This is a genomic window from Pantoea sp. CTOTU46764, assembly GCF_031974595.1.
GTDB lineage: Bacteria > Pseudomonadota > Gammaproteobacteria > Enterobacterales > Enterobacteriaceae > Pantoea > Pantoea trifolii.
This window is the reverse complement of sequence record NZ_DALYOQ010000022.1, coordinates 13,407-35,030: the sequence shown is the minus strand read 5'-3', so window position 1 is coordinate 35,030 and position 21,624 is coordinate 13,407. Positions and strand designations below refer to the sequence as shown.

Sequence of the window (21,624 nt, the reverse complement as noted above, 5' to 3'; positions counted from 1 at the left end):
ATGCAGGGTGCGTGACATTGTCACTGATTGGGGTAAACAGAGTGCGCTAACATTCCGCGACGATCGAACTTTCTTGCGGCTAACCACAGCAGCGCGGTGACAAACCAGCCAATAATCCACGACACATCGTTACCGGCAAAAATCCAGGTTAACGAACCGTGATGCAGCGGATTATCTATGAATGGTAACTGCACCAGCACGCCGCAGAAGTAGACAACAATGCCCGCCCAGTTCCAGCGGCCGTAGCGTCCGTTGGGCTGAGAAAGCGCCGGTACATCGACCTTGCCTTTGGTGATCAGGTAGAAATCTGTCAGGCTAATGGCGCTCCACGGCACAAAAAAGGCCAGCAAAAACAGCAGGAAATGAGTGAAAGACTTCAGGAATGCGGGTTCGCTGATCAGCGCAATCACACATGAAATCGTCACCATCAGCACCACAAACAGAATGCGGCCGCCACGACTCAGTGAAGTTTTCTGCCGAAAGCCTGAAACGATGGCGGTGAGCGACATAAAGCTGCCGTAAGCATTCAGCGTGGTGAAGGTGATTTTGCCGAAGCAGATCGCGAAATAAATCACCATCGCCATCGTGGCGCTGCTGCCTAAACTGACGATATAGCCAACCTCATTGCCAGAAAAAGCCTTACCGGCAATCGCCGCGACAATCACGCCCAACGTCATGGAGGCCTGGGTGCCTAAAACGGTGCCGAAGAAGACGCAGCTAAAGAGTTTTTTCGCTGAGACGTTGGCCGGTAAATAGCGTGAATAGTCAGAGACATACGGACAGAATGCAATCTGCCAGGATGACGACAACGAAACCGCCAGCAGGAAGTTAGCGACGGTGAAATGCTGGTTTTGCCACACTGCAGAAAGATCATGCGTTGAGAGCAGTGTGATAAACAGGTAAACAAAGGCGAGCACGCCAATCACGCTGGCCACTTTACCGAGCTTGTGAATCACGCGATATCCCAGCACCGCGATGACCACGATAATCGCGCTGAACAGGATCATGCCTGAAGCATTGCTGCTATTGATCAGTTTGGCCAGCGCCTGTCCGGCCAACACCGTGCCGCTGGCTGAAAATCCGACATACATGATGCACACCAACACTAACGGAATCACAGCACCATAAACGCCAAACTGCATGCGGCTGGTGATCATCTGCGGCAATCCGAGGCGCGGCCCCTGAATGGCATGCAGCGACATGATCGCCGCACCGACAACTTGCCCAACCAGCAAGCCGATAATCGACCACACTACATCGCCGCCCAATACCACCGCCAGCGCACCGGTCACGATGGCGGTAATCTGCAAATTACCGCCAAACCACAAGGTGAACTGACTAAAAGAATGTCCGTGGCGTTCGCTCGGAGGAATGTAATCAATGGATCGCGTTTCTGACAGGCGCTGTTTCTCTGCGCCGGCGTAATCTGCTGCAGGTGATTCGGCTGACATAGTTTCCTCGCTGAAGCGTCTAAAGAGGGCGAATAATTGTTAGTATGATGTGGCTTCTCTTGGTGGTACATGTATATACATGTAGCGATATTGTCATGCAGAATGGAAACTTACAATACGATTGGTCATTGGAAAATGTGATGACGCGGGCAAGGTTGGGAAGTTATGAAGTGACAGAACGGAGGAAAAATCGGGAAGTTGATATGACGTCGCTACGTGAATTCTGTGAAAGGAGCAGGGCAGAAACTGCCAAGAATAGACGTAGCGCTGCCTGTTTTATCCTCAATAATTACTTATCTTTACCCATCATCCAGGGATTTGGTGCTGAAACATCCGCTTTATCCGCACTAAAATCATCCAGTGAATCGAGATAAAGTGCTTCAACTTCGGCGCGTGCCCACGGCGTGCGGCGCAAAAACTTCAGGCTCGATTTGACGCTAGGATCGCTTTTGAAGCAGTTGATATTGATAAGCTTGCCCAGTTCGGCCCAGCCATAATGGGCGACCAGCGCATTAATTTGCATCTCAAGCGTCACGCCGTGCAAGGGATCTTTGGAGCGATGATCGTTCATAGGAAATCCTTAAAATGTTGACGGCAAAGGTTACAAGAAAGCCTCGCCAGCGGCAATGGTGCGATCTTCATTGCCGGTAAATGCGGTACACTTGTTGCCAGAAAATCACTATTGGACGGTACGCTATGAACGACAAGAAAATGATTTCCATCGATCAATTCAATCTCAATGAACGCGTTGCAGTAGAAGAAGCGTTTAAAGGATTGATGGAAAAGTATCGCCAGCGCACCGGCAAAGAGCCGGATGCGAAGAAAGAGAAAGAGTTCACGGCGGAAGCCCGTCAGCAAATCATGACGACGAAACTGGCCAAAGAGAAAGCGCTGGCTGATAAAGCAAAGAAAACGCCAACGCGCAGGAAGAAACCGGAATCGCTGAAAGAGAGTGAAGTCAGTGACTTCAACTGGAAGGCATCAGTGATTAAAGGACGCAGATAACGGCATCGTTAGTTCAACAGTCCGTTGCCAGAATCATCGCTAGTGACGGATTGTTGGTGATTGAGGTGATTGAAGGCAGGTGATGGGCTGATGGTGATTTGAATGCGCGCGTAGAGAGTTCATTTAACATAATATACATTATACGCCCTTTAGATGTGGCGGCTAAATTCTGATGTCGTCTCAGAATCAGCTTTAAATCCCCACAAGCTCGGCATCATTCAACCACACTCTGTTAAAGCGTGAAACAGCTCGTTCTCTTGAACGTACCGCTCGTCAGGTGCTGCGGGTTTTCTGGATGATGACCGGAGAGAATCGCCCTACGGTTATTTCCTGATACTGACTAATTCACGAAGTGTTGCTGGCTCGAATTCAGGAAATGCCACAAAGATGTCGTCACCTTTCATGTCATAAATTTGCTGGAAATAAGATTTTGCACCATCTCCCGCACCCAGCGCATAAAGTGCACGCGCGAGCGTCATTCGTGAAAGAATCTGGTTTTGTTGCGCTTCCCATTCAAGGGCTTCTTTTGCTGCCTCAATGGCTTCTTGATAGCGCTGACATTGGATTAATACCGCGCCGTAGCCGCTCATAATCCAATAATAGATATCATTATCTCGCAAATGCGCTTTAGCCACTTCAGCTGCAGCAGCCCATGAACAGGCTGCTGCCTCTTTTTCACCCAGCGTATCCAACGAAATACCCTGATTGGCTAAATCGAAGGCTTTTTCTTGCCAGCTTTTATGGTGGAACTCCATGTCATCGCCTCTTTTATCGTAGGAATAAACAGAATCTCCTATGTAGCATAAATGCGTTATTAATGAAGTTCCTTATTTAGGCGCGGAAGTATTAATTAACGGCTCACTTCATGTCCAATCAAACCACCGATTGCCGCACCGCCCAGCGTACCAAAGGTGCTGCCACCGGTAAGCACCGCCCCACCTACCGCACCAACACCAGCACCAATCGCGGTATTTCTGCCACGATGCGACATGCCACAAGCGGTAACAGAAAACATAACCAGCACGACAATAGCGATATTACAGCTGCGTTTTAAAAGCATACAAAGCCTCACTGCCATGAATAGATGGCATGCAAAAGTTGTTTATTTGATTGTTGTTAAAATACCCAATCTGTTGTGACTGGCACTGCTCGTCGGCGTGAATTTAAGGTGTTTTACGCTGAGGTGGAAGGTAAAAATTCCTATTTGGTGCTGGTACTAGCGAGGCGGCGAGAAAGTCACCGCCTCATCAGATTAGGAGGCCGTCCGCTTTACGCGCGCCACCGTTCTCACCATCGCCAACGTGGCAACAATCACTAGTAAGCCACCCACCATCGCCATGGCTTTAAAACCAAGATGTTTAAACATCATTAGGCCGATAATCCCGCCAATCAGGAAAGAGAAAATGGTGGTCAGATGCGTCCACAGCTGACGTTTCTGGCCCGAAAGTTGTTTCGACGGATCGCGGCGGAACAGCGCCGCTAATACTGATGCCAGTGAAATCCCGGCATCGGTTAAGGTGCCGGTAATATGGGTTGAGCGCACGCGGCCATTGGATAACTGCGTTGAGGTTGAATTATGTACGCCCATCAGGAAGCCGAGAATAACAATAACCTCCCGGTTATTGGCCGATGAATAAAAGAACATTTCAAACAGCGATAACGCGATTAAGGCCAGCCCTTCAACCCACAATATTTGGCAGAATATAATACGATTGCCATTGGCTAATCCGCTGATCACCACCATTCTCGCCGTGACTGCACCACAAACAAAGGCAAACAGGATGGTGGCTAAAAAGGTGATATCTCGGAAGTTAACGTTCGACACTTCACTGGATAATTGTGAGGTATTACCTGACATGTGTGAGGGGAAAAAGCCAAACGCCCCCAAAGCGATCGCATTGAGCACGCCGGCTGCGGTGGCGAGCCACATTGCCAGATTCCTGTCCTCATCGTGCGTTCGTGTGCGCTTAAGTTTAATCAGCATCAAATACCTCATCATTCTGAACCAGGGCCGAATATTAAACATAGAGCACTAAGGCGCGTACATGACCAGGAAATTCCCGAATAAGACGCTGAACATATTAAAGAAAGTAAAAAAATCAACGAGGCGGGAATATATTTAAATTAATGTAAAGATTGGCATACCATATATCTCCAGGTCGCCATTTAGGGTGACCCTCTTTTTACGAATCAACCGAATGATTTATTTTCATTGGGGCGACCACTACATTTACCCCTAAATCCTGCATACGACGCAAAATAGGTACCGGCGTGCCCTGATTGACAATCACCACATCGAATTCACTGAGATGCGCAAAGCGGTGCAGCGCGCGACGTTCAAACTTGGTGTTATCCATCATCAGAATGCGCTTCTGCGCGGCGTCAAACATCGCGCGTTTGGTCTCCACCGTTTCAGCAGATTGATGGAACACCGCATCGTCGATAATCGCAGACATGCTGACGAAGAACACGTCGGCGCGCAGGCTGGCAATTTCATCCCGCGTCATACGGCCCATAAACGCATTGCACCAGTGATAGAACTGTCCGCCTAAGCCCATCAACGTGATATCGCGGCCGTTGCGTAGCTCGTTCATCAAGGTGAGTGAATTGGTGATTACCGTTAGCGGCGCGCGTGCGGAGAGTAACCGCGCCATCTGTAGCACTGTGGTGGAATCATCGAGGAAAATCGCCTGGCCCGGTTCGAGATAGGTGGCGGCGACATCGGCAATCGCCTGCTTCTCTTCCAGTTGACGCGTGGCGCGGTAGATATCGCTGGATTCAACCAGGCTGGTTGGCGTCGCAGAGACCACGCCGCGCGATTTATGCAGCAGTCCGCGTTCGACCATCTCGTCAATATCACGATGCGCGGTCATCAAACTGATGCCGAAGCGATCGGTGATATCTTCGATGCGAATCGCCCCTTCAGCCATCACCGCTTCGGCGATTAACTGGCGACGGGCGAGCTGGCGCGCCTGACGGCTATCGCTGGGTAGGGTTTCGGCCATAAATACGCCAAGGGAAGAGTCCTGCGGGTTGTGGGCCATATTTCATCCGGGAAAGTGAAGCGGAAAGCGGGTTCGGCACTCATTACAGCGTTTAAAATGGGTTTTGGCAAATTGTCCGGATCGTATATTCATGTCGTTATAATCAGGTCGCCATAAATGGCGACCCTACGTGATTTTGGTTATTTACTGCTTCAACACAAACGGTGAAGCAAAGTTACCGGCGTTCTCCTTGGTGATCAGAATGCAGTCAAACAGCTGCTTCTCCGATGCCGCACCGGTTTTCCCGGTTTTCAGGAAGCTATCCGCCTGCTCTACCGCTTTCTGCGCGAACTGCGCTACCGGCTGCATCACGGTGTAAGCCAGCGTACCGGCTTTCACCGCGTCGACCGCATCCGGTGAACCGTCAAAACCGCCGACTTTGATCTGATTCAGCTTGCCCGCTTCTTTCAATGCAGCGATCGCGCCCAGCGCCATTTCATCATTACCGCTGATCACGCCTTTGATATTGGGATTGGCCTGCAGCAGCGACTGCATTTTGTTGAAGCCTTGAGTGCGATCCCAGTTAGCCACTTCCTGGCCGACTTTCTTCAGCGTAGGGTATTGCGTCAGCACGGTGTCGAAGCCATTGGCGCGGGTGGCGGCGTTATTATCTGACGGCGGGCCAACCAGCTCGACATAGTTCGCGGTATCGCCCACCTGCTTCACCCACTCCATCGCGCCAACCGCCGCGCCCTGCGCGTTGTTGGATACCAGCTGCGCTTTGGCGAGGCCGCTCTGATTCAGTTCGGCGTTGATGATAAACACCGGAATATTGGCGGCGATGGCTTTTTTCACCGAGCCGACCGAGCCATCGGCGTTAGCCGGATCAAGAATAATCGCTTTCGATTTATTAGTGATCGCCGTGTCAATCAGCTGACTTTCGGTATTGGTATCGCCCTTGTGCGCGCTGACTTTGGCGCTGTAGCCCAGCTTTTCAGCGGCTTTCTGCGCCACCTGACCTTCCGTCAGCCAGTATGGGTTGGAAGGATCGTTAACGATGATGGTCATTAACCCGTTATCTGCCCAGGTGGGTGCAGCAAAAGTGGTGATGGCCATAGCTGCGGCCGCGATGAAGAGACGTTTAGTAAACATAGTTGGTGCTCCGTTATTATATGGGGTACAGGTTTTACGGATATCCGCGCGTGGCTGAAACCGCGCGCGTGAATTAGCGAGCGCGCCGTCCGTATTGCAAGGTGTTGAGCAATACCGCCAGCACGATCACGGCCCCAGTGAACACCGTCTGCCAGTAAGCAGAGACGCCGATAATCACCAGGCCATCAGAGAGAAAACCAATCACGAACGCGCCAAGCAGCGTACCGCGCACGTTGCCGCGTCCACCGGTCAGCGCCGCGCCACCAATCACCACCGCCGCAATGGCGGTCAGTTCATAGGTGGTCCCGGCGGTTGGGCCCGCCGAGGTGAGCTGTGAGGAGAGCACCAGCCCGGCAAGTGCGGCGCAGACGCCAGACAACACATAGACGCTGATTTTGATGCGCTTCACCGGCACGCCCGACAGATCGGCCGCGCGTTCGTTGCCACCCGACGCGTACAGCCAGCGGCCAAACGCCGAGCGGCTGAGCAGGAAACCACACGCCAGCGCCACCACACCCAGCACCAGCACGCCAACCGGGATATTGAAGATGCGATTAAAGCCGAGCCAGTCGAAGCCGGTATTTCCCAGCGCTTCGCTGCCTGAGAGTTTGTTGTAAGTGAGGCCGTTAGTAATCAGCAGCGCAATGCCGCGCGCCACATACATGGTGCCAAGCGTGGCGACGAATGCCGGGACGCGGAACCAGGCGATCAGCACGCCGTTGACTAATCCCACCAGCGCGCCCACCACCAGCGTCAAAATCGCCACCGCCCACACCGGCAGATAGAGCACCACGCCGAGCGCTTCGAGGTTGATGCCCTGCATCATAAATCCGGCCATCACTCCAGCGAGACCCAGCGTAGAGCCCACCGATAAATCGATGCCGCCGTTGAGGATCACCAGCAGCATGCCAATCGCCGGCAAACCGAAGATCGCCACGTGCGACGCCATGGTGAGGAAGTTGGCGCCGGTAAAGTAGTTAGGCGACAACATGGAGAAGGTGGCGATAATCACCAGCAGCGCGATGAACGCGCGCCCTTCCAGCAGCAGGCGCGCCACATTCAGCTGCTTGTCGCCTTTTTTCTTAGTTATCACCGGCGGCGTGTCCAGCGTTTGTGTTCTGTCAGTCATACCTTTTGCTCCACTTTTCATGTCATGCCACCAGAGACTCGCCTGAAGCGGCCATAATGCGTTCTTTACTGACGCTTGCGTCGAAGATGGCGGAGATGCGCCCTTTGCTCATCACCACAATGCGATGCGCAATACTCAGGCATTCGCCCACTTCCGAGGTGGTATACACCACCGCCAGCCCCTTTTTGGCGTTCTCCGCCAGCAGGCGAAACACTTCCGCTTTGGCACCGATATCGATGCCACGACTCGGCTCATCCAGCAGAATCACTTTGGGACGGGTGGCGAGCATTTTGCCGATCACCACTTTTTGCTGATTGCCACCGGAGAGCGAGCCAATCGCCGCGTCGCCACCGGCGGTTTTCACCGTCACGTTGCGAATGCTGTCGTTGACCAGCTGTTTTTCACGGCTTCTGGAGAGCACCAGCCCGCGCACAAAGTCGCCGATGCTGGCCAGCGACAGGTTTTCCCCCACCGACATAGTTTGTACCAGGCCATCGCGCTGCCGATCTTCCGGCACCAGCGCCAGCCCGATTTGAATGCGTTGTGAAATGTTCAGCGCGGAGATATCGGTGTCCTGCAACAGAATATGGCCGCTGCTTTGATGCAGACGTCCGGCGATGCACTCCAGCAACTCGGTGCGCCCCGCGCCCATCAGCCCGTAAATGCAGACGATCTCGCCGGCTTGCACCGCCAGCGATAAGTTGTCCACCAGCCGAATGCCGGTTTTACTTTTCAGCGTCAGATCTTTCACCGTCAGCGCCGGCAGCCCGAAGTCGTAGCCCTGCGGCGGCGATCCCAGATCAAAGTGATCGCCGACCATGTTGCGCACGATCCATTCAAGATCGATCTCTTCGCGTTTGGCATAGGCGGTCATCACGCCATCGCGCAGCACCACCGCACGATCGGTAATCTCCAGCGCCTCTTCGAGATGATGCGAGATATAGACAATCGCCACGCCCTGACTGGTTAAATCGCGGATCACCTGGAACAGCACCGCCACTTCTGCTGCGCTGAGTGCAGAGGTGGGTTCATCCATGATCAGAATCTGCGAATTGACCGACAGCGCGCGCGCAATCTCTACAATCTGCTGTTGGCCCAGACGCAGATTTTCCACTGGCGTTAGCGGATCAATCTCCTCCTCCAGCGCTGCCATCAGGTGCGTCGTCACGCGCGCCTCTTCGGCATAATCGACGCCGCCCGGCTTCATGATTTCGCGGCCCATAAAGATGTTGTCGCGCACGTTCATATTTGGCGCGAGATTCAACTCCTGATGGATAATCGAGATGCCGCAGTCACGCGCTTCGGTGGCGGATCGAAAGGTCTTCTCCTCGCCGTTTAATAAGATTTCCCCGGTTGTTGGCGTAATCACGCCAGACAAAATTTTCATCAGCGTCGATTTACCCGCGCCGTTTTCACCAAACAGCGTGGTCACTTCGCCACGACGAATTTCGAAATTGACGCCCTTCAGCGCGTGCGTGGAGCCATACATTTTGCTGACGTTGCGCGCCTGCAGGATCACTTCGCCTTTCAGCAAGGCGGGATTGAGGTTGAACGGTTTCATTTCACCTCCATGCTGACCGGCGTCACCATCCAGTTTTTCGCGTTGAGTAAGCGGAACACGCCAACCACCTGCACGGTTTTACCCGGCAATGCATCGCGGTCCAGCTTGTCGAGCACCGCGCTTTTCATCGCACGATTGATCGCCGAACCGGCATTTTGATACTCGATTTGGTTAGTGAAATCGCCGAACTGAATCTTACCGTTGGCGTCACGCAGATCGGTGCCGGTAATCGCCGGACCGGTTTGCAGCCGCACCTGCATATCTGCCGGTAATCCGTCGATTTTCAGCGGGAAGATGCCCATCTGCCCCGCTTGCACCACGCCTGAGAATTTAACGGCAAACACCGGCAGCGGCGCGCCAACGCCATACTTCTGTACTGCTTCCTGCTGATTGGTTTGCAGCGCATCGGCTAACGTTTTGGCGTCTACTGCGCGTGATGCCACATCCTGCTGTATGCTCGGGAAGGTTTTCTGGCCGTAACTCTCGGGCGAGAAGCCTTGCTCCTGCGCATCTTCGGCGGAACCCATTTTTACCACCTTGGTGTCGAGCGCCATCGCCGCGATCAGCGCAATCACCACCACGCCGAGGGTGGCGTAGCGCCGCACGCGCTTGCGGGAAATTTGCTGGGCCTGGATTGAGACATCGGACATAACGTGACCTCTCACTGACATCAGCTGCGATAATCGCGCCGATAATGTTATAAATGTGATAACTTGTGTGATGAGAATTGTGCTGATGTGACTAAATTGTCAACAGGTGACGCGCAATTTTTTCAGGAGATCGATCTGGATCGCTTAATTGATGTGGACCCCATCACAAAGCTCAATAAACCCCGCCTTATCAGTCTTTTCGCCGTGTTATCTCATTTCTACTTGTAAGGTTTTGACGCCTGATTCGTGATCGAAATCGCTATTTCAGGTGAAATTTATTGGTTTTATCGAAAAATAATACAGTTTATATGTTATCTCAGTGAGAAGTGGTGTAAGACATTATTTAGCAAATTCATCACAGCCCGTTAACACCTTTCGGTGTTGGCGGCGATGAATTGAACTCTTCTTCTTTCGGAGGTGTATGTGGACAGTGGCGATATCATTCTGGGTCTGGATTCCGGCACCTCGGTGGTTAAAGCGGTGGCGTTTGATCTGGAAGGCACGCAACTGGCATGCGCATCGGTGCGTAACCGTTATTACCGCAGCGAAGGCGGCGCGGCGCAGCAGTCAATGAGCCAAACCTGGCAGGATGCAGTCACGGCGATACGCAAACTGGGCGAGCGCGTCGACAACCTCGCCGCGCGGGTTGTTGCGGTGGCCGTCACCGCCCAGGGCGACGGCAGCTGGCTGGTGGGTGCCCACAATCAGCCGGTCGGCGATGCGTGGATCTGGCTGGATGCGCGCGCGGCACCAACGGTTGAAAAACTCAATCAGCATCCGTTAGCTGCCGCACGCTTTAGCGCGACCGGCACCGGACTCAATACCTGTCAGCAGGGATCGCAGCTGGCGCACATGGATCACTTCTACCCCGAACTGTTAGCCCACAGCGAAGTAGCGCTGCACTGCAAGGATTGGCTTTACCTCAATCTCACCGGTATTCGCGCCACCGATCCTTCCGAGGCGAGCTTTACCTTTGGCAACTTCCGCCACCAGCGTTATGACGATCAGGTGATTGCCGCGCTGGGGCTGGAACAGCGTCGTCATCTGCTACCGGAAATTATTGAAGGCACGCAAACCACGCATCCGTTAACCGCTGAAGCCGCGCTGGCCACCGGTTTACGGGCCGGCACGCCAATCTGCCTCGGCTATGTCGATATGGCGATGACCGCGCTTGGCGCAGGCGTGCATACCGGTGAAGCCAACACCGCTTGCTCAATTGTTGGATCGACCGGCGTGCATCTACGCAGCGTCACCATCGATGAGGTGTGGCTCAATCCGGCGCAAACCGGCTACGTGATTCCGCTGCCGTGGCCGGGCTATGTCACCCAGGTGCAAACCAATATGGCATCGACGCTCAATCTCGACTGGCTACTGAATCTCGCCAGCGATCTGCTTAACAGCTTTGGTTGCGAAATCGATCATGCCCGTTTGGTGGGACATATCGATCGCTGGCTCAACGCGGCGAAACCCGGCAGCCTGCTCTATCACCCCTATATCTCGATTGCCGGTGAGCGCGGACCGTTTGTTAATGCCGAGGCGCGCGCCAGCTTTACCGGCCTGAGTTACACCCACAACTTTGGCGATCTGGTGCGGGCGGTGATCGAAGGCATCGGTTTTGCCGCGCGCGATTGCTATCAGGCGATGGGCAGTTTGCCGGGGGAAATCCGGTTAACCGGCGGCGCGGTGCGTTCGCAACCGTTACGCCAGATTTTGTCGGCCTGCATTGGGGCGCCGGTGCGCATCAGCCAGCGCGATGAAGCCGGTGCGGCCGGTGCCGCGATGATGGCGGCGGTGGCGATTGGCGCTTATCCGTCGATGGAGAGCTGCGTCAAAACCTGGGTGATGCCGCTGCTGGATGCGCCCGAAGCACCGGCCAGCGAACTGACGCAGCGCTACAACCAGCTGTTCCCCACCTATCAGCAGATGCGTAACGATCTTCCTGCCGCCTGGCACGCGCTAAAACAGTTTTAAGGAGTAAATCATGAGTGAACACATGCTGGATCTGTTTGTGATTGGCGGCGGTATTAACGGTGCGGGTATCGCGCGTGACGCCGCCGGTCGCGGCTTGTCGGTGATGATGTGTGAGAAAGATGACCTCGCGCAGGGCACCTCATCGCGCTCCGGCAAGCTGGTGCACGGCGGGTTACGTTATCTGGAGTATTACGAGTTTCGACTGGTGCGTGAGGCGCTGATCGAACGCGAAGTGCTGCTCAACGCCGCACCGCATATCATCTGGCCGATGCGATTTGTCTTGCCGCATAGCCCCACCGATCGCCCGGCGTGGCTGGTACGCCTTGGCCTGTTTCTTTATGACCACCTTGGCGGCCGTCAGAAACTGCCGGGTACGCGTTCGCTGGATTTACGCCGCGATCCCGAAGGTGCGCCGCTGCTGGACAGCTACAGCAAAGGATTCGAATACTCCGATTGCTGGGTGGATGATGCGCGGCTGGTGACGCTGAATGCGCTGGATGCCGCCGAGCGTGGCGCTACCATTCTGCCGCGCACCCGCTGCGTGGCGGCAACACGTCACAACGGCAAATGGGAAATCACCCTGCAGGATGTCAACGGTACCTCGCGCACCGTGTTTGCCAAAGTGCTGGTCAACGCCGCCGGGCCGTGGGTGCTGGATATCGTTAATCAGGTGACGCACACCAAAAGCAGTCGCAACGTGCGGCTGGTCAAAGGCTCGCACATCATCGTGCCGAAATTCTGGGAAGGCCAGCAGGCGTATCTGGTGCAGAACACCGACAAGCGGGTGATTTTTATCAATCCGTATGAAGGCGATAAAGCGCTGATCGGCACCACCGATATTCCGTGGCAAGGCAAAGCGGAAGCGGTCACCGCCGACGACAGCGAACAGCAATATCTGATCGACGTGGTGAATCGCTACTTCAAGGTGAAACTGCGCGCCAGCGATGTGATCACGCGTTTTTCCGGCGTGCGCCCGCTGTTTGATGACGGCAAAGGCAATCCATCGGCGGTGACGCGTGATTACGTGTTTGACCTCGACGACCAGCAAAACGCCCCGCTGCTGCATGTGTTTGGCGGCAAGATCACCACCTTCCGCAAGCTGGCTGAACACGCCATTCAGAAGCTGGCACCGTTCTTCCCCAGCATGGGCGCGGACTGGACGCGAGGCGCCACCTTACCGGGCGGCGATATGCCGCACGCCGATTTCGACAGCTTCTTAGAGCAGGTTAAAGCGCGCTGGCCGTGGCTGCCGCAGCCGCTGCGCAAACACTATGCGCGGCTGTATGGCACGCGTATCGATAAGTTGATCGGTCACGCCAATGCGTTGGGCGAACTTGGCCGTCACTTTGGTGGGCAACTGTATGAAGCTGAGGTGCGTTATTTGGTGGAAAACGAGTGGGCGCAGCAGGCTGAAGATGTGTTGTGGCGTCGCACCAAGCATAAATTGCACCTCGATGAGGCTCAGCAACAGGCTTTCACTCAGTGGTTCAACGCCACCTTTGCTGCTCCCGTACCGCTGCGTGCGCATGCCGGATAAGAGGTGAATCATGCCGTTAACACTGTCACTGAATACCAATCCGCTGGTGAATCGCTTTGCCGAACCGCAGGATTTGATTCACACCGTGGCGCAGCAGATCCGCATTCGTGATGTGCAGCTCACCCATGAATTCATCAATCCCGGCTGGCCCGCTGCGACCATCACGCGCATGACGCGCCGCATGCAGCAGGCGCTGCGCACCACCGGCGTGCGCGTGACCTCCGGCATGACCGGGCCGTATGGACGCCTCAACCATTTTGGCCATCCTGATGTTGAAGTGCGCCGCTATTACGTGGACTGGTTTAAAACCTTCGCCGATATCACCGCCGAACTGGGTGGCGATTCGGTGGGATCGCAGTTCGCCATCTTTACTCAGCAGGATTTCAACGATGTTGCGCGCCGCGAAGCGCTTATCGATATCGCCATTGATTGCTGGGCCGACGTTGCCGAACACGCCAAAGCCGCCGGATTGACATACCTGTTTTGGGAACCGATGAGTGTGGGCCGCGAGTTTGGTGAAACCATTCCGGCCTGTTTAGCGCTGCAGCAGCGTTTGAGCGAAGCCTCGATGGCGCTGCCGATGTGGATGATGGCGGATATCGATCACGGTGATGTTACCTCCGCCGATCCGCGCGATTACGATCCCTACGCGTGGGCCGAAGCGGTGCCGCGTTATTCTCCGATTATCCATATTAAACAGAGCATGCTGGATAAAGGCGGACACAGACCTTTTACATTGCAGTACAATGCCGGCGGCCGCATTCAGCCGCAGCCGCTGCTGGACGCGCTGGTGCGCGGCGGCGCGCAGGATAATGAGATCTGCCTTGAACTGAGTTTCAAAGAGCGCGAGCCAACCGACAGCAAGGTGGTAGCCGAGATCGCCGAAAGCGTCGCCTTCTGGGCCGGACATATTGATACCGGCGTGCAGGATCTGCATTTGGCGGAGTGAGGTGCGCATTTCCCCTCACCCTAACCCTCTCCCGCAAGCGGGCGAGGGAACTGTCCGCGCAGGCTGCGCGATCGGCTTCTTCTCCCGCCTGCGGCAGAAGGTTGGGATGAGGGCCAAAGTGCACAATTTAAACCAAAGGACAACTCATGAAACCGGCACCAACCTCGACTGAACGCGACGAATCTCTGGCGCTGCGCGCCGCCTGGCTGCATTACGTCGGCGGTTTGACGCAGGCGGAAGTGGCGAAACGACTCGGGCTGCCATCGGTGAAAACGCACCGCATGATTGCGCGCATGGTGGCGGAAGGCGCGGTGAAGGTGTCTATCGATGGCGATATTGTCGCCTGCGTTGCGTTAGAAGATCGGCTGCGGGCGAAATTCGCGCTTAACTTCTGTCATGTCGCGCCTGACCTTGGTGAAGAAGGTTTGCCGGTACGTGCGCTGGGCATGGCGGGCGCGGATTATCTGCGTAATCTGCTCACCGCGTCGCCTTCTACCACGCTAGGTCTGGGACACGGCCGCACCCTTTCCGCCGCCATCCACCAATTACCGCGTATCGATGCGCCGCACATGCGCTTTGTCTCGCTGCTCGGCTGTTTAACCCGCAACTACGCGCTCAATCCCCACGACGTCATGCATCGCATCGCCGAGAAAACCGGTGCGCAGGCTTACATGATGCCGGTGCCTTTCTTTGCGAATACTCAGGAAGATCGTGAAGTGTTGCTGGCGCAGCGTGGCGTGAGCGAGGTGTTTGCCATGGCGGCGCAGAGTGAAGTCAAACTGGTGGGCATTGGCACCGTGGAACCCGCCGCTCAGTTGGTTGAAGCCGGCATGATTGATGAAGCGGAGATCAATGATATCTCCTCATCCGGAGCGGTCGGCGAACTGCTGGGCCACTTCTTCGATGCCAACGGGCAGATGATTCACACCAACCTGACGGCACGCACCTTGTCGGTGGATCTCGATCTTTCGCATCGCGCAGAGATTGTCGCCCTGGCGGGCGGCGCCAGTAAAGTTGCAGCGATCCGCGCCGTGCTGGCCAGCGGTCTGGTGACCGGTTTGATCACGGATGAATTGACGGCGCAGGAATTGGTGGGTTAAAAAAAGAATAGTAAGATGTTCTCTATATAGTACCAATGATGCTTATTGGTACTATATAGAGAGCATCAACGCCAGCATGCAGCATTGGAGTAAACATACGCTTATGTTTAAAATGTTCCACATAGAGTACATATAACCCTTATTGGTACCATGCATGGAACAGATGATGACCTCTTTCACTTCACCTACCTCACGTTATGCGCAGGAAGCGATTGCCTTATTGGCTTCCTTGATTCGTGCTGAACGTATCGAGAAGCAAATTCCGGTATCCGAGTTGGCTGAAAGAGCCGGCATTTCGCGTGGGACTTTACATCGTATTGAGCAAGGCGATGTGAAATGTCAGATTGGCAGTTATTTCGAGATTGCGGCCATCCTGGGCATTCCCCTGTTTGATACAGAGGTGAGTTTGCCCTCATTGGTCAGCCATCGAAATCGTGTTGAGGAAAAGCTAAAGCTGTTACCTAAACACACCAGCAAAATAAAGAGCAGCAGGAAGGTGAAGGATGACTTCTGAAGCGCGTCTTAGAGACGCTTACGTATGGATATGGCTGCCAGGTGAGATATCGCCAGTGGTGGCGGGCAGGCTTGAGGCTGAAGGCGATACGCTGCTTTTCAACTATGGTCGTAGTTATCTGCAGCGAGAAAACCGCATTCCGCTCAATCCCAATGAACTTCCTCTGCAGACTGGCGTTATACCGCCGCTGAATGGATTAAAGATTGCGGGCTGTATTCGTGATAGCGCGCCTGATGCCTGGGGACGACGTGTCATTATTAACCGTCGAATGGGACGGAAAGGTGCCAACGTCGATACCGGAATACTTGATGAGCTAACGTATCTCATCGAGTCCGGTTCAGATCGCATTGGTGCGCTGGATTTCCAGCACTCCGCAACAGAGTACATTCCGCGATCGGCTGCGAATGTCACCCTTCCTGAATTACTTGAGTCTGCTGATCGGGTCGAAAAAGGCGTGCCGTTAACACCTGAATTGGATCAGGCGCTTTTCCATGGGACGTCGATCGGTGGCGCGCGGCCCAAAGCACTGATCGAAGTCGAGGGAAAAAAATACATCGCTAAGTTCTCTGCTAATGCAGATATCTGGAATATGGTGAAAGGCGAATTCCTGGCGATGCGATTGGCGCAGTTGGCAGGTTTGCATGTCGCTCCGGTCAAGTTAGTCAAAGCAGCCGGACGCGATGTGATCATGATTGAGCGTTTCGACCGCGAACAAAAAGCCGATGGATGGACACGAAAAGTAATGCTTTCGGCGCTGACCTTGTTTGAACTCGACGATATGCTGGCGCGCTATGCCAGTTACGAAACACTCGCTGAAATTATTCGACAGCGATTTGCGTCGCCCAAAGAGACTTTGCTGGAACTGTATAAACGGCTTTGCTTCAATATTCTCTGCGGCAATACCGATGACCATGCCCGCAATCATGCTGCATTCTGGGATGGTAAAAGCTTCAGTCTTACGCCTGCTTATGATATTTGCCCGCAGGGCCGCGCTGGCAACGAAGCCTCGCAGGCGATGCTGATAAGCGGCAACAATAATTTAAGTCGCATGAGCAGCTGCCTGGATGCAGCTCACCACTTTGCTTTGAGCCGCACTGACGCGCATACGCATTTCATGATGTTAAAAACGGCTATCGAAACCTATTGGCATCATGTTTGTGATGAAGCCGAATTGAGCCAGGTGGATCGGGAAAGTCTGTGGAACAGGCAATTCATCAATCCTTTTTCACTTGAATAACTGATCGCGTAAATTAAACCACACTTACTTCCACGCCCATCTCACGCAGCGTTTTTAGATAGCTCGCCTCCAGTTCGGCATCGGTGATCAGCTGCTTAAACGGCTGAAGCGGTGCCAGCGCAAACGGATGAATCTGGCCAAACTTTGAGGAATCCGTCAACGCGATGGTGTGCGTGGGTTTTTCCATGATGGCGTTGACCACGTCACAGCGCAACATATCGCGGCCGGTAAAGCCGGTGACGACATCCCAGCCATCAATGCCGATGAACGCCTTGTGGAAATTGAGGTGCTGAATACACAAACGCGTCAGCGGCCCCACCACCGATTCACTGCTTTTCTGGAACAGGCCGCCGAGGATGATCACATCGCCGCCCTTTTCACGCAGTAATCCGGCGATGTAATGGCTCACGGTAATGATTGTGATGTCATTGCGTTCACTCAGTTCACGCGCCAGCAAGGCGTTGGTGCTGCCGCCTTCGATAAACACCGTTTCACCGCTGTTCACCAGCGACGCCGCGTGTTCGGCCAGACGCTTTTTCACCGCGAAGCGGGTTTGCATACGCGCGCCGACGTCATCACTTTCTGGCGCCACGGCGGAACCGTGCACGCGGCGCAGAAAGCCGCCTTTCTCGAGGAGATTGAGATCCTGACGCACGGTCACTTCCGAGACGCCGGTGGTGTGCGCCAGCTCATTAACGCTGACGCTGCCGCGCTCGCTAACCAATTGGATAATCTGCTGATGACGTGCGTTCATAACACCCGCTACTGTGAAATTTTTGCCAAGCTTACCAGAAATTTAACCCAATCCCAGACTGCGGCGACCGTTAACATTGAGCGCCTCAAGGGTGAAGCGATCTCGCCACTGCGATTCGTAATCCTCCTGCGGGAAATCACTCGGCGATGCACCGGTGGCCAGCGCTTGCGCCACTTTGGTCGCGTAGGCGGCATTTTTCTCGCACAGCGGCGCGGCGGGAATGTACATCACATTACCCCAGCCTTGCTGATCCTCTACTGGCGCGACCGAATGGATCACATCGCAGTGCCACCATACCGAATCACCGGCCTGCAGCGCGGGAATCGAACACAAGCCTTCAATCAGTTCCGGATGCCACTGCGCCGATACCGGTAGCACCTTGCCCGGCGCAACGCCGCACAACTCATCTTCCGGCACATCTTTCAACAACGGACGCAGCAACAAATAGGCCATCGCTTCCGGCACCGGCACCACATGCAGCAAGCCCTGACCAATCTGCATATCCGACAGCGCAGTCCAGCCCTGAAAAGTCCGGAATACCGAGCACTTGGTGGTGGTGCCCGATTGATACTCATTCACTTCTGTGCGATGCGCCGCATCCCAGGAATCGTATTGATCAAACTGGTTGGTGAATATTTTGCTGAACACCTGCTGATAGGCCGGCAATAACCAACGCTCCAGCGCGCCTGAATCGGTGTGCGCGCCGAGACCTTTGGAGGTGGTGCCCGGCAAGCGGCGACGAATGCGATCGGGATATATAATGCTGACGTCAGGTTCAAACCAGCGTGTGCCGCGTGACTCAAAGGTCCATAAGCGATTGAGGAATGATTGCGTTTGGGCCATGGCATCGCTTTGGCGCGCTGACATCTGCGCATCGCTCCAGTAAATCGGGTAGATTTCCGGACGGGACGCATCAAGGTTGCCGAAGAAGTTATCGCCCGGCCCTTTATAGACATTGTCGAAATCGTTGTCATCGAGGTACGTGAGCATCGACTCATCCCACGCCAGCGCCTGTTCGCGTGGGAAAGTTTGCTTCACCACCACACAACCGCGTCGACGGATATGATCCTTCACCTCATCACTGATGCGTCCCGCCGCAATATCCTGCTGGCTGACCTGCGGCCACGCGGTGCCGTTTTGCGCCTCTTCCGCACGAGCGGCGGCAATTTCGCTGACGATTTTGCTTCTGACTTGTTCAAACAGACCTTCGACATCTCCGATCTGCTCTCTCAGCACGCTTTTCATCAGACGAACGTTTTGTTTAAAATCATCAGGTTGTTGCAATGAAGTGAAAGTATTATTCATGACATGCTCCGATTCATTAACTTGCGTATTTCATTCGAAACTAAATTACACTTCATTCATAACAAATGCGCAGCAATAAACAATGCCACAACCGCCGAATCCGGAAGTTGATCACATTAAGAATGAAAAATAGCTTTCAGGTGAAAGTGGCGACGAGTTGAACGCCACCACTCAACGATCAGGATTTTGACGTTTTCGGTAACGCTTGCAGAATGGCATCCACGCACTGCTGCGCCGAGAGCATTGCGCTATCAAGCTGCAGATGATCGCGTTCCCAGGCTTGATATTCGCGCTGTTCAACCGCCTGCCAAGCCGGCAGCTTCAAGCCTTTAATATCTGAAGCGCGATTTTCGACGCGAAAGCGATGTTTGTTACGATCGGAACAGATCACTTCGACTTCCAGCAGCGGCGAGCCGCTTAACAAAGCGATATCGCGATAAGCATTGCGGATCAGTTGCAGGTCGTTAACCGAGTCGGTAATAACGGTGGAACCAAGCAGCAAATTGTCGCGCGCCAACCCGTAGATGACGAAATAGCCTTCCGGCCCGATGGCTTTCTCGCTCTCTTCACCCGATCGCAGCGCCTGTTCGATAGTATCGACGCGTAAATACACCGCGCCGAGCTGCTGCGCCAATAACCGCGCAATGGTGCTTTTGCCGGTGCCGGGTAATCCGCTAAAAGTGATGAGCATCAACCCTCTCCTTGAAATGAAATAAATATGAGTGAAGTTAACCTCATTTAATCTTACTTAAGGCTCGTCAGTTAGCGCCTTTCGGTCACCATAAATGGCGACCCTACAAAGGATTGGCACATTATTGCGTGCCTGCATACATATTTATCCTAAAGCCGCTGACGCCTTCGCTTAATACACATTCGTCAGTCTCCCTAAGACCAGTTAAGTGACCGGCCTCTCAACTCTTAATCCTTCCATTAACAATTCCTTCACCTTTCGTCCTCCAGCACGGCTCCAGCGACTACGATCTCATCCTGGCGTACTGGATCTGGAGCATCTCATGGATAACATCAAAACCCGCGAGCAACGCCTGAGCGCTCTGCGCCTGCGGTCGTCGACACCGGTGTTGATTGTCGGCGGCGGCATCAACGGCATCAGTACATTTCGCGAACTGGCGTTGCAGGGCATTCCGGCGATTCTTGTGGAAAAAGGCGACTGGTGCCAGGCCGCCAGCGGTGCGCTGTCGCGCATGATTCATGGCGGTTTGCGGTATCTGGAAACCGGCGAGTTCACGCTGGTCAAAGAGTCGGTCACCGAGCGCGACCGTCTGCTGAAAAATGCCTCACACTATGTCTTCCCCTTACGCACCACGGTGCCGATCGATAATCTCGCTGGCGGCTTAGTCAATGCAACCCGCCGTTTTCTGCGCCTGAGCGATAAACCGACACGACGTGGTGCGTTGCTGATTAAAACCGGGCTCAGCCTGTATGACATCTACACCCGCCAATATGGATCGATGCCGAAGCATCAGGTGCGCAATGAGGCCGCCACGCGCGATCGCTGGCCGGGATTCGCGCCCTGGGTGAAATACAGCGCCAGCTATTACGATGCGTGGATCAGCGCGCCGGAACGGCTGGGATTTGAATTGATTGATGATGCCGAAAAAGCCTGTCCAGAGGCGCTGGCGCTAAATTATCTGCAGCTGGTCAGCGCCGAGGGCGAAACCGTTATTTTGCAGGATGCGTTAAGCGGCGAGCGTTTTAGCCTGCAACCGCATGTGCTGGTCAATGCCGGTGGCGCATGGATCGACCAGCTTAACCAACGCATCACCGCCAGCCGCGATCTGCCAAGGCTGATTGGCGGCACCAAAGGATCGCACCTGATCCTCAATCACCCCGAATTGCTGCATATGCTGGATGGCGAAATGGTCTATTTCGAAAACCAGGAAGGCCGCGTCTGCATCATGTTCCCGTGGTTCGGCAAGGTGCTGGTGGGTTCCACCGATATCCGCGTGGATGATCCCGATGCGGTGGTGTGCGAAGAGGAGGAAAAGGATTACATCCTTGAGTCACTGCGTTTCGTCTTTCCGCACATCGCGGTGCCGGATTCCGCCATCGTGTATACCTTCTGTGGCGTGCGTCCGCTGCCCGCCAGCGACGCCAAACTTAATGGCCAAATCTCACGTAATCACTCGTTAGTGGTGTTGCCGGCTGACGCGAATCGCGCCTGGAGCACGCTCTGTTTAGTCGGTGGCAAATGGACCACCTTCCGTCAGTTCGGTGAAGAAGCGGCGGATCGCGTGCTGCGTCTGCTCGGCGAAAAACGTCAGTTATCAACCGGTGATGTGCCGATTGGCGGTGGGCGTGACTTCC

Annotated in this window: 21 protein-coding genes; 8 read left to right on the top strand and 13 right to left on the bottom strand. The window is 54.4% G+C overall.

Translation table 11 applies throughout. The features are described from left to right. Positions 1-20 precede the first annotated feature (20 nt). Together RTM06_RS10170 and RTM06_RS10165 are read right to left on the bottom strand one after the other, a co-directional pair. Positions 21-1,451: a cytosine permease gene (locus tag RTM06_RS10170; RefSeq protein WP_312181879.1), complete on the bottom strand. Its 1,431-nt coding sequence runs from the start codon at positions 1,449-1,451 to the stop codon at positions 21-23. Positions 1,452-1,740: 289 nt separating this feature from the next. Further along, the gene (locus RTM06_RS10165) at positions 1,741-2,022 is read right to left on the bottom strand and encodes a VF530 family protein (RefSeq protein WP_312181877.1); all 282 of its coding nucleotides are present in this window, start codon (positions 2,020-2,022) and stop codon (positions 1,741-1,743) included. Positions 2,023-2,147: 125 nt separating this feature from the next. Between RTM06_RS10165 and RTM06_RS10160 the strand changes: the two genes are divergently transcribed. Continuing rightward, positions 2,148-2,456, top strand: a complete 309-nt coding sequence (locus RTM06_RS10160; protein ID WP_061718882.1) for a hypothetical protein — start codon at positions 2,148-2,150, stop codon at positions 2,454-2,456. Positions 2,457-2,779: 323 nt separating this feature from the next. On the opposite strand, the gene RTM06_RS10155 is transcribed toward RTM06_RS10160, so the two are convergent. The 8 genes from RTM06_RS10155 to RTM06_RS10120 all read right to left on the bottom strand — a co-directional run bounded on the left by RTM06_RS10155 (position 2,780) and on the right by RTM06_RS10120 (position 9,932). After that, the gene (locus RTM06_RS10155; protein WP_293796888.1) at positions 2,780-3,211 is read right to left on the bottom strand and encodes a hypothetical protein; all 432 of its coding nucleotides are present in this window, start codon (positions 3,209-3,211) and stop codon (positions 2,780-2,782) included. Positions 3,212-3,306: 95 nt separating this feature from the next. After that, a complete protein-coding gene (locus tag RTM06_RS10150; protein ID WP_061718879.1) occupies positions 3,307-3,516 on the bottom strand; it encodes a glycine zipper 2TM domain-containing protein in 210 nt (69 codons plus the stop codon). A gap of 192 nt (positions 3,517-3,708) precedes the next feature. Further along, positions 3,709-4,440, bottom strand: a complete 732-nt coding sequence (locus RTM06_RS10145; protein WP_256696460.1) for a YoaK family protein — start codon at positions 4,438-4,440, stop codon at positions 3,709-3,711. Positions 4,441-4,639: 199 nt separating this feature from the next. Then, the gene (locus RTM06_RS10140) at positions 4,640-5,500 is read right to left on the bottom strand and encodes a DeoR/GlpR family DNA-binding transcription regulator (RefSeq protein WP_256696461.1); all 861 of its coding nucleotides are present in this window, start codon (positions 5,498-5,500) and stop codon (positions 4,640-4,642) included. 144 nt (positions 5,501-5,644) lie between these two features. Continuing rightward, positions 5,645-6,592 carry a D-ribose ABC transporter substrate-binding protein gene (locus tag RTM06_RS10135; RefSeq protein WP_007888383.1) on the bottom strand — a complete coding sequence of 316 codons (948 nt, stop codon included), beginning with the start codon at positions 6,590-6,592 and terminating at the stop codon, positions 5,645-5,647. A 73-nt stretch (positions 6,593-6,665) separates the two neighbouring features. After that, positions 6,666-7,721 carry an ABC transporter permease gene (locus RTM06_RS10130; protein ID WP_265298291.1) on the bottom strand — a complete coding sequence of 352 codons (1,056 nt, stop codon included), beginning with the start codon at positions 7,719-7,721 and terminating at the stop codon, positions 6,666-6,668. 22 nt (positions 7,722-7,743) lie between these two features. Then, complete coding sequence (locus RTM06_RS10125) at positions 7,744-9,282, bottom strand: sugar ABC transporter ATP-binding protein (protein WP_312181868.1); 1,539 nt, start codon at positions 9,280-9,282, stop codon at positions 7,744-7,746. Next, positions 9,279-9,932 carry a DUF2291 domain-containing protein gene (locus RTM06_RS10120; RefSeq protein ID WP_256696464.1) on the bottom strand — a complete coding sequence of 218 codons (654 nt, stop codon included), beginning with the start codon at positions 9,930-9,932 and terminating at the stop codon, positions 9,279-9,281. Before RTM06_RS10120 ends, RTM06_RS10125 begins: the two co-directional genes overlap by 4 nt. A gap of 423 nt (positions 9,933-10,355) precedes the next feature. On the opposite strand from RTM06_RS10120, the gene RTM06_RS10115 reads away from it, so the two are divergent. The 6 genes from RTM06_RS10115 (at position 10,356) to RTM06_RS10090 (ending at position 17,240) form a co-directional block, all read left to right on the top strand. Beyond that, complete coding sequence (locus RTM06_RS10115; protein ID WP_312181866.1) at positions 10,356-11,903, top strand: FGGY-family carbohydrate kinase; 1,548 nt, start codon at positions 10,356-10,358, stop codon at positions 11,901-11,903. Between the two features lie 10 nt (positions 11,904-11,913). After that, positions 11,914-13,440 carry a glycerol-3-phosphate dehydrogenase gene (locus tag RTM06_RS10110; RefSeq protein WP_312181864.1) on the top strand — a complete coding sequence of 509 codons (1,527 nt, stop codon included), beginning with the start codon at positions 11,914-11,916 and terminating at the stop codon, positions 13,438-13,440. Positions 13,441-13,450: 10 nt separating this feature from the next. Then, positions 13,451-14,389, top strand: coding sequence for a TIM barrel protein (locus RTM06_RS10105; protein WP_312181862.1), 939 nt, complete (start codon positions 13,451-13,453; stop codon positions 14,387-14,389). A gap of 146 nt (positions 14,390-14,535) precedes the next feature. Beyond that, the gene (locus RTM06_RS10100) at positions 14,536-15,489 is read left to right on the top strand and encodes a sugar-binding transcriptional regulator (RefSeq protein WP_256696468.1); all 954 of its coding nucleotides are present in this window, start codon (positions 14,536-14,538) and stop codon (positions 15,487-15,489) included. 154 nt (positions 15,490-15,643) lie between these two features. Beyond that, entirely contained in the window at positions 15,644-16,003 is a 360-nt protein-coding gene (locus RTM06_RS10095) for a helix-turn-helix domain-containing protein (protein WP_256696469.1), read from the top strand. After that, a complete protein-coding gene (locus tag RTM06_RS10090) occupies positions 15,993-17,240 on the top strand; it encodes a HipA domain-containing protein (protein WP_312181859.1) in 1,248 nt (415 codons plus the stop codon). Before RTM06_RS10095 ends, RTM06_RS10090 begins: the two co-directional genes overlap by 11 nt. Before the next feature lie 13 nt (positions 17,241-17,253). Here RTM06_RS10090 and RTM06_RS10085 read toward each other — a convergent pair whose 3' ends face one another. The 3 genes from RTM06_RS10085 to RTM06_RS10075 form a co-directional block, all read right to left on the bottom strand. After that, entirely contained in the window at positions 17,254-17,994 is a 741-nt protein-coding gene (locus RTM06_RS10085) for a DNA-binding transcriptional regulator YciT (RefSeq protein ID WP_312181857.1), read from the bottom strand. Between the two features lie 42 nt (positions 17,995-18,036). After that, positions 18,037-19,299, bottom strand: coding sequence for a DUF1479 domain-containing protein (locus RTM06_RS10080; RefSeq protein ID WP_312181855.1), 1,263 nt, complete (start codon positions 19,297-19,299; stop codon positions 18,037-18,039). 178 nt (positions 19,300-19,477) lie between these two features. Then, positions 19,478-19,990 carry an AAA family ATPase gene (locus RTM06_RS10075; RefSeq protein WP_312181853.1) on the bottom strand — a complete coding sequence of 171 codons (513 nt, stop codon included), beginning with the start codon at positions 19,988-19,990 and terminating at the stop codon, positions 19,478-19,480. A gap of 322 nt (positions 19,991-20,312) precedes the next feature. Here RTM06_RS10075 and RTM06_RS10070 point away from each other — a divergent pair. Next, positions 20,313-21,624: glycerol-3-phosphate dehydrogenase/oxidase (locus tag RTM06_RS10070; RefSeq protein WP_312181852.1), on the top strand; the 1,312-nt coding region annotated here is incomplete at its 3' end.